Annotated in this window: 13 protein-coding genes; 12 read left to right on the top strand and 1 reads right to left on the bottom strand. The window is 67.7% G+C overall.

The features are described from left to right. The first annotated feature begins 3 nt into the window (after positions 1-3). From E8M01_RS23275 to E8M01_RS23220, 12 genes are all read left to right on the top strand, one after another. Positions 4-1,752 (top strand): ABC transporter permease, encoded by a 1,749-nt coding sequence (locus E8M01_RS23275; protein ID WP_246088402.1) that lies wholly within the window; start codon positions 4-6, stop codon positions 1,750-1,752. Further along, positions 1,745-2,848, top strand: coding sequence for an ABC transporter ATP-binding protein (locus E8M01_RS23270; RefSeq protein ID WP_136962346.1), 1,104 nt, complete (start codon positions 1,745-1,747; stop codon positions 2,846-2,848). Before E8M01_RS23275 ends, E8M01_RS23270 begins: the two co-directional genes overlap by 8 nt. After that, positions 2,832-4,088, top strand: coding sequence for a CaiB/BaiF CoA transferase family protein (locus tag E8M01_RS23265; protein WP_136962345.1), 1,257 nt, complete (start codon positions 2,832-2,834; stop codon positions 4,086-4,088). Before E8M01_RS23270 ends, E8M01_RS23265 begins: the two co-directional genes overlap by 17 nt. Beyond that, complete coding sequence (locus E8M01_RS23260; protein WP_136962344.1) at positions 4,085-4,981, top strand: HpcH/HpaI aldolase/citrate lyase family protein; 897 nt, start codon at positions 4,085-4,087, stop codon at positions 4,979-4,981. Before E8M01_RS23265 ends, E8M01_RS23260 begins: the two co-directional genes overlap by 4 nt. 125 nt (positions 4,982-5,106) lie before the next feature. Then, a complete protein-coding gene (locus E8M01_RS23255) occupies positions 5,107-6,054 on the top strand; it encodes a metallophosphoesterase family protein (protein WP_136962343.1) in 948 nt (315 codons plus the stop codon). A 20-nt stretch (positions 6,055-6,074) separates the two neighbouring features. After that, on the top strand, positions 6,075-6,410 hold the full coding sequence (locus E8M01_RS23250) for a cupredoxin domain-containing protein (protein WP_246088401.1): 336 nt from the start codon (positions 6,075-6,077) through the stop codon (positions 6,408-6,410). 89 nt (positions 6,411-6,499) lie between these two features. After that, positions 6,500-7,000 carry a sigma-70 family RNA polymerase sigma factor gene (locus tag E8M01_RS23245; RefSeq protein ID WP_246088400.1) on the top strand — a complete coding sequence of 167 codons (501 nt, stop codon included), beginning with the start codon at positions 6,500-6,502 and terminating at the stop codon, positions 6,998-7,000. After that, positions 6,997-7,785 carry an anti-sigma factor family protein gene (locus E8M01_RS23240; RefSeq protein WP_136962341.1) on the top strand — a complete coding sequence of 263 codons (789 nt, stop codon included), beginning with the start codon at positions 6,997-6,999 and terminating at the stop codon, positions 7,783-7,785. Before E8M01_RS23245 ends, E8M01_RS23240 begins: the two co-directional genes overlap by 4 nt. 99 nt (positions 7,786-7,884) lie before the next feature. Continuing rightward, entirely contained in the window at positions 7,885-8,652 is a 768-nt protein-coding gene (locus tag E8M01_RS23235) for a MerR family transcriptional regulator (RefSeq protein WP_136962340.1), read from the top strand. A gap of 275 nt (positions 8,653-8,927) precedes the next feature. Then, positions 8,928-10,028, top strand: a complete 1,101-nt coding sequence (locus tag E8M01_RS23230) for an efflux RND transporter periplasmic adaptor subunit (RefSeq protein WP_246088399.1) — start codon at positions 8,928-8,930, stop codon at positions 10,026-10,028. Beyond that, positions 10,025-11,116 (top strand): efflux RND transporter periplasmic adaptor subunit, encoded by a 1,092-nt coding sequence (locus tag E8M01_RS23225; protein WP_136962338.1) that lies wholly within the window; start codon positions 10,025-10,027, stop codon positions 11,114-11,116. Before E8M01_RS23230 ends, E8M01_RS23225 begins: the two co-directional genes overlap by 4 nt. Then, the gene (locus tag E8M01_RS23220) at positions 11,113-14,196 is read left to right on the top strand and encodes an efflux RND transporter permease subunit (RefSeq protein ID WP_136962337.1); all 3,084 of its coding nucleotides are present in this window, start codon (positions 11,113-11,115) and stop codon (positions 14,194-14,196) included. Before E8M01_RS23225 ends, E8M01_RS23220 begins: the two co-directional genes overlap by 4 nt. Before the next feature lie 85 nt (positions 14,197-14,281). Here E8M01_RS23220 and E8M01_RS23215 read toward each other — a convergent pair whose 3' ends face one another. Then, positions 14,282-14,749, bottom strand: a complete 468-nt coding sequence (locus tag E8M01_RS23215) for a YidH family protein (protein ID WP_246088398.1) — start codon at positions 14,747-14,749, stop codon at positions 14,282-14,284. Between the last annotated feature and the right edge of the window lie 117 nt (positions 14,750-14,866).

The raw sequence follows: 14,866 nt of genomic DNA, 5'->3' as shown, positions 1-14,866 counted from the left end.
GGCGTGACCCTTGCGCCTCACGCCTCGCCGGCGGCCCTGCCGGACGGACGGACCGACGCCCTGCCGCGGCCGCGGGCCGGCCGCGACACGGCGATCCAGTACGGCCTGGCCCTGCTGACCGTCGTCCTGGTGGCGGCACCGCTGGTGCCGGTGCTCTACCAGTCGGTGCTCGACCGCGCGCTCTATGACACCGGCCAGTCGTTCACGCTGGCCAATTTCGGCCGGTTGTTTCGCGCCGAGGGTTTCGGCCTGGTGATCTGGAACACCTTCGTCTTCGCCGGTCTCACCACGCTGATCTCGCAGACATTGGGCACGCTGGCGGCCGTGCTGTTCGGCCGGACCGACATGCCCGGCGCCCGGGTGTTCGGCGAATTGTTCCTCTGGCCGATCTATCTCTCGGCACTGGTCCTGTCATTCGGCTGGTACACGGTCTACGGGCCGGCCGGCTATCTGACGCTCATTGCCCAGGACTGGCTCGGCGGCGCGCCCTGGGATCTCTATTCCCTGCCCGGCATGGCCATGATCGCAGGCGTCTCCCAGGCCCCGGTCGCCTATATCTATTGCATGTCGTCGGCGACCATCACCGACCCCTCGCTCGAAGAGGCAGCGCGGGTGGCCGGCGCCGGCACGTTCCGCACCCTGCGGCGGATCACCCTGCCGCTCCTGATGCCGGCGATCGCCTATAGCGCGGTGCTGAACTTCACCGTCGGGCTCGAGCTCCTGGCCATTCCGCTGGTCTTCGGCGATCCCGCCGGCATCACCGTGCTGACCACCTTCCTCTACAACAATGGCGTCGCCTCGGCGCGGCCCGACCATGGCCTGGTGGCGACCGCCGCCGTGCTGATGCTCGCGGTCGTCTGCGTCCTGGTCTGGCTGCAGGGCCGGCTGCTCGGCAATACCCGCCGTTTCGTCACGCTCGGCGGCAAGGCGACGCGGCCGCGGCCGTTCCGGCTCGACCGGCTGCGCTGGCCGCTGTTCGCGGTGTCCGCGCTCTATATCGCGGCAACCGTGGTGGCGCCGATCGGCGCGCTGCTGTTGCGCGCCTTCACCAGCCTGCTGTCGCCGATGGTGCCGCTCGCCGAGGTGCTGACGACGGCCAATTTCACCAACATGGCCGAATACCCGGTCTACCCGCGTTCGATCTGGAACTCGTTCCTGATCAGCGCGCTCGGCGGCGTCATCGCCACCGCGCTGATCGCGCTGATCGCGGTCATCGTGCTGCGCTCGGAGTTCCGCTGGCGCGGCGCGCTGCATTATGTCGCGCTGTTTCCGCGCGCCGTGCCGGGCGTCGTCGCCGGCATCGGCTTCTTCTACGCCTTCGCGCTGGTGCCGGGGCTCGGCGGCCTGCGCAATACCATCTGGATCCTGATCATCGCCTTCACCATGCATTACATTCCGGTGGGGCTTGGCGCGGTCGCGCCCATGCTGATGCAAATGAGCCCGGATCTCGACCGTGCCGCCCGCGTCCAGGGCGCCGATTGGTGGACCGCCAGCCGGCGCATCGTGCTGCCCTTGATGCGGCCGGCGCTGGTCGCCTGTTTCACCATCCTCTTCATCACCTTCTTCAAGGAATACACCACGGCGATCTTCCTGTTCGCGCCGGGCAGCGAGGTGATCGGCACCACGCTGTTGCAGGCCTGGACGCAAGGCGAGGTTGGTCTGGTGTCGGCGCTGGCGACCATCCAGGTCCTGGTCATCGGCACCTGCGTCACCCTGGCGCGCGCGGTGTTCGGAGTGAGGCTCCATGGCTGAACTGACGATCGAAAACCTCGACAAGCATTTCGGCGCGATCCGGGCCGTCGACGACATCAACCTGACCGTCGCGGACGGCGAGTTCGTCACCCTGCTCGGGCCCTCGGGCTGCGGAAAATCGACAACGCTCGGCGCCATCGCCGGTCTGGAACAGCCGACCGGCGGCCGCATCACGGTGGGCAAGACGGTCTATTTCGACGGCGCCCGCGGCATTTTCCTGGCGCCCGAGGCGCGCAATTGCGGCCTTGTGTTCCAGAGCTACGCGCTCTGGCCGCACATGACCGTCCACGACAATGTCGTGTTCCCGCTGACCCTGCGCCAAGTCTCGCGTTCCGAACGCAAACGGCGGGTCGAAGAGGCACTCGCGCTCGTCGAGATGGAGCGGTTTCAGGCCCGCTATCCGCACGAGCTGTCGGGCGGCCAGCAGCAACGCGTGGCGCTTGCCCGCACGCTGGTCTATCGGCCGGAAATCCTGCTGCTCGACGAACCCTTGTCCAATCTCGACGCCAAGCTGCGCGACCGGGCCCGCACCTGGCTGGCCGAACTGCGTACCCGGCTCGGGCTGACCACCATCTATGTCACCCATGACCAGGTCGAGGCGCTGGCGCTGTCCGACCGCATCGTGGTGATGAATGGTGGCCGCATCGCCCAGATCGGCACGCCGCAGGAGATCTATCAAAAGCCGGCCGACGGCTTCGTCGCCGACTTCATCGGCACCACCAATTTCCTCGCCGGCGAAGTGGCTGAAGCCCCCGGGGCCGGCGGCGAAACCACGGTGACGCTGCCCGGCGGCCAGCGCATCGCCATTGCGACCGAGCGGCGGCCGGTCAAGGGCGACAAGGTCACCCTCGCTTTCCGGCCGGAACAGATGCGCGTCGTGCCCGAAGGTCCGGCCGAGCCCGGCGGCTCGGTGATCCGGGCCCGCGTCACCAGCCATGCCTATGTCGGCGGGCGCTGGCAGATCGGCCTCGATCTCGGCGGCAGCCCGCTGCGCATCGAAACATCGGAGGCGACCTCGGCCGCCGAACTGAGCCTCTGGCTGCCGGTCGCCGGCGGCATTCTTTTTCCAGGACAAACGCATGCCAAATCCCTCTGAAAGGGCCGCGTCAGGCCTGCCGCAAGCCGATTACACGCCCGGTGCGCGCGGCCCGCTGACCGGCCTGCGTGTCGTCGACCTGTCGCGGCTGGTCGCAGGCAATCTCCTGACCCAGCACCTCGCCGATTTCGGCGCCGACGTGGTCAAGGTCGAACCGCGCGAGGGCGACACCTTGCGCGGCTGGCGCATCAACGATGTCGAGACCACCTGGAAGATCCATTCGCGCAACAAGCGCAGCCTCTGTGTCGAGTTTCGTCACGACGAGGCGGTGCCGCTGATCCGCCGGCTGGTGCCGGGCGCGGCCATGCTGATCGAAAGCTTCCGACCGGGCACGCTCGAACAGATGGGCCTGGCGCCGGAGGAGCTTCTGAAGCTCGAACCGAAACTGGTGATCGTGCGCATTTCCGGCTGGGGCCAGACCGGGCCCTATCACCGCCGGCCGGGCTTCGGCACCCTGGTCGAGGGGTTTTCCGGCTTTGCCGAAATGAACGGTTTTGCCGATCGCGAGCCGGTGCTGCCGCCGATGTATCTCGCCGATGCGCTATCCGGCCTCACCGGCGCCTTCGCCGCCATGGCGGCGCTGCGCGAGGTCGAGGTCAATGGCGGGCGCGGCCAGGTGATCGACCTGCCGCTGCTCGACCCGATCTTCAATTCGCTCGGGCCGCAGGCCGCCAATTACCGGCTCACCGGCAAGATCAAGCCGCGCAGCGGCAGCCGCTCCAGCGGGTCCGTGCCGCGCAATGTCTATCGCGCCGGCGACGGCGGCTGGGTCTGTCTCTCCGCCTCGACCCAGGGCATGGCCATGCGCGTGCTGCGCTCGATCGGCAGACCGGAGCTCTGCGAGGATCCGCGCTTCAAGACCAACGAGCAGCGGCTGGTCCATGTCGAGGAGCTCGACCGGATCATTGGCGAATTCGTCGGCGCCCGCACGGTCGACGAGAACGTCGCCTTCTTCGAGGCCGAGGAGGTGACCATAGGCCCGGTCAACGACATCGCCCGCTTCATGCAGGATCGTCACGTCCAGGCGCGCGCGCTGCTCGCCGACTATCCGGACGAAGACATGGGCAGCTTCCCGATGCATGCGGTGCCGGCACGGCTCTCGGCGACACCCGGCAGCATCCGCACGGCGGCGCCGAGGCTCGGCCAGCACACCCGCGACATCCTGAAAGAGGCCGGGCTCAGCCCGGCCGAGATCGAGGCGGCGCTCACCTCAGGGCTCGCCAGGGAGAAGAAAGCATGATCACGACAGGCAAGTTCCCGGTCTGGCGCTCGGCGCTGTTCGTACCGGCCAATGTCGAACGTTTCGTCGCCAAGGCGACCGAACGCGGCGCCGACGCGCTGATCATCGACCTCGAAGACAGCATTCCACTGGCGCAGAAGGAGGCCGCGCGGGGGCTGGTGCCGGGCATTGTCCAGCGCTTCCGGGCCCAGGGCCGTTCGGACGTCATGGTGCGCATCAACCAACCGCTCGAGCTCGCGGTGCGCGACCTCGAGGCCGCCGTCATCGCCGGTGTCGACGCCATCAAGATCACCAAGGTCGAGGGCCCGGAGCACCTCAGACTGCTCGACGAGATGGTCACCCGGCTCGAACAGGCCCGTGGTCTCCCCGTCGGCAAGATCTGGTTCATCGGCCTGATCGAGGCGCCAGGCCCCCTGGCCCGGGCCCATGAGATCGCCCGCTCGACACCACGGCTCGCCGGCATCTCGCTCGGTGCCGAGGACTATGCCACCGCCATCGGCGCCAAGCCGTCAGAGGAGACCATGCTGATGCCCAAACAGCAGATCGTGCAGGCCGCAACCGCCGCCGGCATCCTGCCGCTCGGGACCATCGGTTCGGTCGCCGATTTCGCCGACATCGAAGGCTATGCGCGGATCGTCCGCCGCTCCGCCGATTTCGGCTTTGTCGGCTCGGCCTGCATCCACCCGTCCCTGGTGCCGATCCTCAATGCCGGCTTCAGCCCGTCGGCCAGGGAGATCGCCGAGGCCGAGCGCATCGTGACACTCGACCGGCAAGCGGCGGCGGAAGGCCGCGGCTCCTTTGCCATCGACGGCAAGATGATCGACATCCCGATCGTGCAACGGGCGGAGGCCCTGCTCACGCGCGCCAGGGCGGTCGCCGCAAGAGCCGCGTGAAACGGGAGACATCGCGCGCCCGATCACGCCGGTGTGACGCCGAGGCGGCCCGCGCACGGGAATAAATCGACCCGCCCCCCGGTCTTCACCTCGTGCGCCACCCAATGGCGCCGGGGGAGAGCCAGATGACCGAGCCTGATGACGGCGACGGCGCGACGCGCCGCCACGCACTGGAATGCATGATCTGGGCGGGGACCGGCATTGTCTGGACGGTGGCGGGCGGGGTGCCGACATCGCTCGGCCTGCTCGACCGCGCCGAAGCGGCGGAGGCGGTCAAGACCGGCTTCACCTTCCTGCAGATCTCCGACAGCCATATCGGCTTCGACAAGACGGCCAATCCGCATACCAGCGACACGTTGCAGGAGGCCATCGACAAGATCCGTGGCCTGCCGACCAGGCCGGCCTTCATGATCCATACCGGCGACATCACCCATTTGTCGAAACCTGGGGAGTTCGACGATGCCGCCAGGATCATCGGCGGCGCCCGGCTCGACGTGCACTATGTGCCGGGCGAGCACGATGTCATCGATGAGACCAATGGCAAGGCCTATCTCGACCGCTACGGCAAGGACACACGCGGCGCCGGCTGGTATTCTTTCGACCAGAACGGCGTGCATTTCGTCGGCCTGGTCAATGTCGTCAACCTGCGGGCCGGCGGCCTCGGCATTCTCGGACCCGAGCAGCTCGCCTGGCTCGCCGACGACCTGAGGGGGTTGAGCGCATCCACTCCGGTTGTCGTGTTCGCCCATATCCCGCTCTGGACGGTGCATGCTGCCTGGGGCTGGGGCACCGACGACGCGGCCCAGGCCCTGGCGCTGCTCAGACGGTTCGGCTCGGTCACCGTGCTCAACGGCCACATCCACCAGCTCATGCAGAAGGTGGAAGGCAATGTGACCTTTCACGCCGCGCGCTCGACCGCCTTCCCGCAACCCGCTCCGGGCACCGCATCGTCGCCAGGGCCGCTGACCGTGCCGCCGGGTCAATTGCGCAACCTGCTCGGCATCACCCAGGTCGCGGTCGTCAGTGGCCAGGAGCGGCTGGCCATTGTCGATGCGCCGCTTGCCGGCGGTTGAGCGGTCGAGGAGCCCCAACCATGACCCGTGCCGCCTTGCATGCCGCCATGGCCGTCATTGGCCTTGGCCTGACCATGACCGCCGGCCGGCTTCCGGCCGGCGCGGCGGAGGCCCGCGTGGCGATTGACGGCTTCGTCTTCGCGCCCAGCCGGCTCACCATCAAGGCGGGCACCATCGTCATCTTCGACAATGCCGACGACAGCCCCCACACGGTGGTCGCCGAGGGCGGGACCTTCCAGTCACCTGCGCTCGATACCGGCGATAAATTCAGCTTCACATTCACGACCGCGGGACGTTTCGCCTATTATTGCGGCCTCCATCCGCATATGCAGGGCGTGATCGTTGTTGAGCCGTGAATTGCCGCCGCGAACCAGGATGGCGGCAAGCCAATGGTGACGGGAGCGTGATGAGGGAGCCGTCGCGCGCGCGATTTCGCGAAGTGGTCATGCCCCACCTCGGCGACGCACTGGCGCTTGCCCGCTGGCTGACCGGCAACCGCCATGACGCCGAAGACGTGGTGCAGGAGGCCTGCCTCAAGGCGCTTGCCGGCATCGAGAGCTATGCCGGCGGCAATCCCAAGGCCTGGCTGCTCGCCATCGTGCGCAATTCAGCCTTCACTTGGCTTGCCAGAAACCGGCCGAAGAGCCTGGTCCTTGTCGGTGAGGCCGAAATGCTCGAACAGACCACGTTTCAGGCGGACGCCACGCGCGACGCCCTGGCCGAAGGCCCGGAAGCGAGCCTGATCGCCAAAGCCGAAGCTGCGACGGTCGAGGCCGCGATCGCCGGCCTGCCGCAGCCGTTTCGCGAAGTGCTGGTGCTGCGCGACATCAACGACCTGAGCTACCGGGAGATCGCCGCCATGCTGTCCATTCCCATCGGCACCGTCATGTCGCGCCTGTCGCGGGCGCGCGGCCTGGTGCTTGCCGAACTCGAGCGGTCGCGATGACCGAACCCGACCCCATGCTGCCCGACCCGGCCGACGACCGCCTGATGCTCCAGGCGCTCGCCGACGGCGAGCTCGATGCCGCCGCCGCGCTGGCGCTGGAACGGCGGCTCGCGGCCGCGCCGGCGCTGAAGGCCGAATATGAGCGGATCATCGCCCTGAAGCGGCGGGTCGGCGGCCTGCCGCGCCCGGCCGTGACGGAGGGCTTTGCGACCCGTATGGAAACGCTCGCCGGGGCCGGCGCAGCGCCTTCGACCCGGCCGTCGAGGTCGTTCGACTGGCGCGCGCTTGCCGCCTCGATCATCGTCACGGCGGCGATCGCCAGCGGCGCGACCTATCTGGCGCTCAAGCCCGAGGCCCGGCCCGGCGTGGCCGAGGCTGTCGCCATGAGCCACCGGCGCGCCCTGCTGGCGGCAAGCCCGGTGGATATTGCCTCCGCCGATCGTCACCGGGTGAAGCCCTGGCTCGATGCCAAGCTCGGCATTTCGCCGCCGACCGCCGATCTTGCCGGCGACGGCTTCCCCCTGGTCGGCGGCCGCGTCGACGTCATCGCCGATCAGCCGGTTCCCTCGCTGGTCTATCGCCGCGGCGAACACCTGATCTCGCTGGTGGCCATGCCGCGCGCGCCCGGCGAGACGGCGACCGCTGCAGCCCAGCCGCTGGCCGCCGGCGGCCTGATCATGGCCCGCTGGACCGAGGGCGCCTATGCCTATTGGGCCGTGTCGGACCTGCAACGGCCCGAGCTCGACCGTTTCGTCCAGCGCTTCCGCGCCGGTGCCGCGAATTGACCTGTGCGACGACCGTGGCGCGTCTGAAAGAGCCCAATTCCCCCTTGACCTTCACCTTGCGTGAGGGCCCACAAGACCCGCCGGACAAGGGGTCGCGTCATGAAACTTTATACGGTCAAACAACTCGGCAGGCTCTCCGGCGTGACGGTGCGAACCCTGCATCATTACGACGCCATCGGCCTGTTGAAGCCGGCGAGCGTGGGCCCCAATGGCTATCGTTATTACGGTCGCGACGAGCTTCTGCGGCTGCAGGACATTCTGCTGATGCGCGACATGCGCCTGCCGCTCGACCGGATCGCGGCGGCGCTCGCCGCCGGCAGCGCCGACCGGCGGCAGGCGCTACGCCGCCATCGCGAGCGCCTCATTGCCGACATCGAGCGCTATCACGCGCTGATCGCAACGCTCGATCGCACCATTGCCGATCTCGAGGGCGGCGAAGCCATGCCCGACCAGGATCTCTACCAGGGCTTCGCGCCACCCCGGCAGGCCGAATACGAGACTTATCTGACGGAGCGCTATGGCGCCACGGCGCTCGACGAAAGCAAGCAGCGTCTGAAAGGTGGGTCCAAGCAGGCTTTCGAGCGTCATCTGGCCGAACTGGCGGACTTGGAAGCCGAGATCGTCACCGCCATGAAAGCCAAGCTCGATGCCGAAGCCGCCGCGGTGCAGGACATCATCGGCCGGCACCACGCCTGGGTCGACCGGCACTGGACAGCCGACCGGGCATCCTATGCCGGGCTCGGACGCCTCTACCTCGATCACCCGGATTTCCGCGCCCGTTACGAGGCGCAACATCCCGCCATGGCTCAGTTCCTGGCAAAAGCCATGGCGCATTTTGCTGAAAGATCACTTCCAGCATCGGCCTGACGCATCCGGCCGCTCATGGCCATGACACCGACCCGGCGCCGCTCCACCCATCTGCCGGCCATCGTGATTTGCCCGACCTCACGCCCCCTTCCGACCGATGCGTGCACGCTCTAGCATGAGCATCACACGTGGGACGCCGCGGCCCGCCCCGATTGGTCCGTGGCGCCCCTCGCCGACACGAAGTCTTCATGCCCCATGGACCATGGATCATCGATCATGCCTTGGAGCGGAGGCCTTGGCGTCGGCCGTGCCGGGTGAGTTCGGAGGAGATGGCGATGAAGCGTGTGGCGTCAGGCAGACTTGCCGTCGTTCTCGGCCTCGCCTCGGTCGTGGCGGCCTGCCAGGATCGGGCGGCGGAGCCGGCAAGGCCGGCCGCTCAGGTCAAGGTCGAAACCGTCGCGCTCACCGACTATGCGCCCGTGGTCAGCCTGACCGGCGAGATCAAGGCGCGCTTCCAGGCCGACCTGTCGTTCCGGGTCTCCGGCCGCATCACCGAACGCAGCGTCGATGTCGGTGCCCATGTCACCGCCGACCAGGTGCTGGCGCGGCTCGATCCGCAGGAGCAGCAGGCCGATGTCGATGCGGCGCAGGCGAGCGTCCGCGCGGCGGAAGCCCAGGTCCGCCAGGCGTCCTCCGCCTTCGACCGGCAAAAGACCCTGCTCGGCCAGGGTTTCACCACGCGACGGGAGCACGATCAGGCTGAAGCCGCGCTCAGGACCGCGCAGGGCTCGCTGGATGCGGCGCGCGCCCAGCTCGCCACGGCGCAGGAGGCCCTGTCCTACACGGCCCTGAAGGCGGGCGCTGCCGGGATCATCACCGCCCGCAATGCCGAGGTCGGTCAGGTGGCGCAGGCCGCCCAGGCCATGTTCACGCTCGCCCATGACGGCCCGCGCGACGCGGTGTTCCAGGTCCATGAATCGGCCTTCTTCCAGCAGCCGGAGGACGCCCCGGTCAGCCTTGCCCTGGTCAGCGATCCCACGGTCAGGACCACCGGCACGGTGCGTGAGATTTCGCCGACGGTCGATGCCCGCACCGGCACGGTCAGGGTGACCATCACCGTCGACCGCACGCCGGACGCCATGGCGCTCGGCGCCGCCGTCTCGGGTACCGCCCGGCTCAGGCCCCGACGCGTGGTGATCCTGCCCTGGAGCGCGCTGGCCTCCGACAGCGGGCGTACCGCAGTCTTTGTCGTCGACCCGGCTTCGAAGGTCGCCGCGCTGCGGCCGGTCACGGTGCTCGCTTACGAAACCGGCAAGGTGATCATTTCGGCCGGGCTGACCGCCGGTGAACTGGCGGTGACGGATGGCACCAAGCTGCTCCGTCCCGACGAAGTGGTCGCCATGGTCCCGAGCAATACAAGCGGAGCCACCCGATGACACCGCGTTCCCCCCTGACCTTCGCCCGGGCGGCCCTGCCAGCCCTCGCCCTTGTCCTTGCTGCCTGCAACAGCCAGGAGGCGGCCGCGCCGGCGCCGGTCCGTCCGGTGCTTTCCGTCATCGCCGAAGCCCGCTCGGAGCAGAGCCTGAGCGTCGCCGGCACGGTCCAGCCGCAGGTCCGCACCGACCTCAGCTTCCGGGTGCTCGGCCGGATCATCGCCAGGGACGTCCGGGTCGGCGACCTGGTCGCCAAGGATCAATTGATGGCCGCCCTCGATCCGACCCAGCTCGAACTGGCGGTGCGCGCGGCAAGAGCCAATCTCGCCAGCGCCCAGGCGCAGTTCGCCAATGCCCTGTCGACCGAGGCGAGGCAGCGCAGCCTGCTGGAATCGCGCACGGCGAGCGAAGCGACGTTTGAAAGCGCCGAGCAGGCGCGCGAGGCGGCCCAGGCCTCGGTGACGCGCGCCGAGGCAAGCCTGGCCAAGGCGCAGGAGCAGCTCGGTTATGCGCAGATCAAGGCCGAATATGACGGCGTGGTCACGGCGACCGGCGCCGAGGTCGGCCAGGTGGTGTCACCTGGCGTCCCGGTGGTGACGGTGGCGCGGCCGGACCTGCGCGATGCAGTCGTCGATATCCCTGAATGGGTCGGCGACCAGTTGAGGATCGGCACGCCCTTCGATGTGACATTGCAGGTCAATCCCGACCTCAAAGTAAAGGGCGCGATCCGCGAGATCGCGCCGCAAGCCGACCAGGCGACACGAACGCTGCGGGTCCGCATTGCGCTGCAGGATCCGCCGGTGCCGTTCCGGCTCGGCACCACGGTCACCGCCACGGTGACGGCCAAGGCCCAGGCCCGCATCGAACTGCCCCGCTCGGCGCTGCTCGAGCGGGACGGCAAGACCATGGTCTGGATCATCGATCCCGCGACCAGCACCGTGGCGCTGCGTGAGGTGACGATCGGCCCGCGGAGCGAGCAGACGATCGCGGTGCTGAGCGGGCTGGAGGCTGGCGCCCGGGTGGTCACGGCCGGCGTCAACAGTCTGTCGGCCGGCCAGAAGGTGCGAATCGAAGAAGGGCCGCGCGCGTGAAAAAGTTCAACCTCTCCGACTGGGCGCTGAACCATTCCTCGCTGGTCTGGTATTTCATGGCGGTCTTCATGATCGCCGGCCTGTTCTCCTATCTGAGCCTCGGCCGCGAGGAGGACCCGTCCTTCACCATCAAGACCATGACGATTTCGGCGCAATGGCCCGGTGCTTCGGTGGAAGAAACCACCCGCCAGGTCACCGAGCGGATCGAGAAGAAGCTCGAGGAGCTGGATTCGCTCGATTATACCCGCTCGGTCACCACGCCCGGCCAGACGCTGATCTTCGTCAACCTGAAAGCGACCACCAAGGGGCGCGACGTCGCGGGCATCTGGCTGCAGGTGCGCAACATGATCGGCGACATCCGCGGCCAGTTCCCGCAGGGCGTCGTTGGTCCCGCGTTCAACGACCGGTTCGGTGACGTCTATGGCAATATCTACGCCTTCACCTCCGACGGGCTGACCCAGCGCCAGTTGCGCGACTATGTCGAGAATGCCCGCACCGCCGTGTTGACCGTGCCCAATGTCGGCCGGGTCGACATTGTCGGCGCCCAGAACGAGGTGATCTATCTCGAATTCTCGACCCGCCAGATCGCGGCGCTCGGCCTCGACCAGCAGGCGATCCTGGCGACGCTACGGGCCCAGAACGCCATCACGCCGTCGGGCGTGATCCAGGCAGGCCCCGAGCGCGTCAGCATCCGGGTCGGCGGCCAGTTCTCCTCGGAAGAGAGCCTGCGCGCCATCAACCTGCAGGTGAACGGCAAGTTCTTTCGCCTGAGCGACGTCGCCACCATCACCCGTGGCTATCAGGATCCACCAACCTCGCTGTTCCGCTTCGACGGCAAACCGGCCATTGCCCTCGCCATCGGCATGAAACCCGGTTCGAACCTGCTCGAATTCGGCAAGGCGCTGGAGGTCGAGATGCACCGGGTGCTGGCCGACCTGCCGATCGGCGTCGGCGTCCACCTGGTCTCCGACCAGCCCAAGGTGGTCGACGAGGCGGTGTCCGGCTTCACCCGCGCGCTGTTCGAGGCGGTCGCCATCGTGCTGGCGGTGAGCTTCATCAGCCTGGGCTTTCGTGCCGGCTTCGTGGTGGCGCTGTCGATCCCGCTGGTGCTGGCCATCACCTTCCTGGTCATGGCCTATCTCGGCATCTCGCTGCAGCGCATCTCGCTCGGCGCGCTGATCATCGCGCTTGGCCTCCTTGTCGATGACGCCATGATCGCGGTGGAGATGATGGTCGCCCGGCTGGAGGCCGGCGACACGCTCCGAAAAGCCGCGACCTTCGTCTATACCTCGACCGCCTTCCCCATGCTCACCGGCACGCTGGTGACCGTCGCCGGCTTCATCCCGATCGGGCTCAACAATTCCAATGCCGGCGAATTCACCTTCACCCTGTTCGTGGTGATCGCGGTCTCGCTGGTCGTCTCCTGGGTCGTCGCGGTCTTGTTCGCGCCGCTGCTCGGCGTCGCCATCCTGCCGGCCACCATGAAGCAGCATCATGAGCAGAAGAGCCGGTTCGCCACCGTCTTCGCCAGCGTGCTTTTGGCCTGCATGCGGTTCCGCTGGGCCACCATCGCCATCACCGTGCTGGTCTTCGCGCTGTCGGTCTTCGGCATGCGCTTCGTCCAGCAGCAGTTCTTCCCGGCCTCCGACCGGCTCGAACTGATCGTCGACTGGAACCTGCCGCAGAACGCCTCGATCGCCGAGACCGATGCCCAGATGGCCAGGTTCGAACAGGATATGCTGGTCGGCAATGCCGATATCGAGCGCTGGTCGACCTATGTCGGCCAGGGCGCATTGCGCTTCGTGCTGTCCTTCGACGTGCAGCCGGCCGATCCGTCCTTCGGCCAGACCATCATCGTGACCAAGAGTCTGGCGGCACGCGACCGGCTGCGCGGCAAGCTGCAGGACTACCTGAAGAAGACCTTCGTCGGCACCGACGCCTTCGTGAAACTGCTCGATATCGGCCCGCCGGTCGGCCGTCCCGTGCAATATCGGCTCAGCGGCCCGGACATCCAGACGGTCCGCACGCTCGCCACCAGCCTGGCCAGCGCCATGAGCGCCAACCGGCATCTCGGCGATATCACCTTCGACTGGAACGAGCCGTCGCGCGTGGTCAAGGTCGAGGTGCTGCAGGACAAGGCGCGCCAGCTCGGCGTGACCTCGCAGGACATCGCGGGCGCACTGTCCGGCATTGTCGGCGGCACGTCGGTGACCCAGGTTCGTGACGACGTCTACCTGATCGACGTGGTGGCGCGTGCCCGGGCCGACGAGCGCGGCTCGATCGACACGCTGCAGAACCTGCAATTGCCCGGCGCCAACGGCCAGTCGGTGCCGCTCGCGGCGGTCGCTTCGTTCCGCTACACCCTGGAGCAACCCGTGGTCTGGCGCCGCGCCCGCCAACCGACCATCACCATCAAGGCCGGCATCGTCGGCGATGCTCAGCCGGACACGGTGGTCAAGGAGCTCGACCGCACCATCGAGACGTTCCGGGCGAAGCTGCCGGCCGGCTACAAGGTGGTGGTCGGCGGCAGTGTGGAAGCAAGCGCCGAGAGCCAGGCTCCGATCGCCGCGGTCGTGCCGATGATGCTGTTCATCATGCTGACCATTCTGATGATCCAGTTGCAGAGCTTCCACCGGCTGTTCCTGGTCGTCGCGGTGGCGCCGCTCGCCCTCATCGGCGTGGTCGGCGCCTTGTTGCCGAGCGGGGCGCCGCTCGGCTTCGTCGCCATCCTCGGCGTGCTCGCGCTGATCGGCATCCTGATCCGCAATTCGGTGATCCTGATCGTCCAGATCGAGGAATTGCGGACGGAGGGCCGGCCGCCCTGGGAGGCGGTGATGGAGGCGACCGAACATCGCATGCGGCCGATCCTGCTGACGGCGGCGGCGGCGAGCCTGGCGCTGATCCCGATCGCGCGGGAAGTGTTCTGGGGACCGATGGCCTATGCGATGATGGGTGGCATCATCGTCGGCACCGTGCTGACGCTGTTGTTCCTGCCGGCGCTTTATGTCGCCTGGTTCCGTATCAAGGAGCCGGAGACCGCGCCGCGGCCGGTGGAGGTCGTCGCACGAGAGACGGTGTAGGACCGAATGCCGGCCTTCGATCGAGCCTGGCCTGATGGCCGCGCCCGTGTGACCGCATGGGCAACGCAAGCGTCAGGCGGGCGTTTCAGCCAAACGGTCCGATGTTGAAGATCATGCTGGTGATCGCCAGGAGGCCGATCATGAAGAGCAGGACGGCGACGATCAGTGTGAGCGAAACCGGATACCGGCTCGTCCCGTGAATGAGCCCGTCGGCCGCCAGCGCGCTGCGCTCGGCGCGCAGTTCGCGCATGAAATTCAAGTGATAGATGATGCCGATCGCCTGCATCCCGACCCCGAGCAAGACCAACGCCAGGCCGAAATTGCGCGGTGCGGCACTGCCGGCCGCCAGCACATGGGAATCGCGAAGCCGGTCGAAGAACTGGAAGATGGTGAAGCCGAAACCGATCAGCGACAGCGATGTCCGGATCACCGACATCAGCGTGCGATCGGCGCCCATGCGCGTACGCTGGAACGCCATGCCCGTGCGGCGCGCCGCCAATTCGGTCGAGATTGAATCCGACGACGGCCGGCCGGCGACGTGGTCATCTGCCATGGGCCACCTGGAATCGTTCAGGCCCGGTTGGAAGTGACGACGCCTGCGTGGCGTCGATCGTCCGCGCCAAACGCCGATATCAACTCATCGCTTGGCAGAGTGCGACCGACGGCGAAC

Source organism: Phreatobacter stygius (assembly GCF_005144885.1).
Lineage (GTDB): Bacteria > Pseudomonadota > Alphaproteobacteria > Rhizobiales > Phreatobacteraceae > Phreatobacter > Phreatobacter stygius.
Note: the sequence above shows the minus strand (reverse complement) of the source record. Positions and strands in the feature narration are given on the sequence as shown.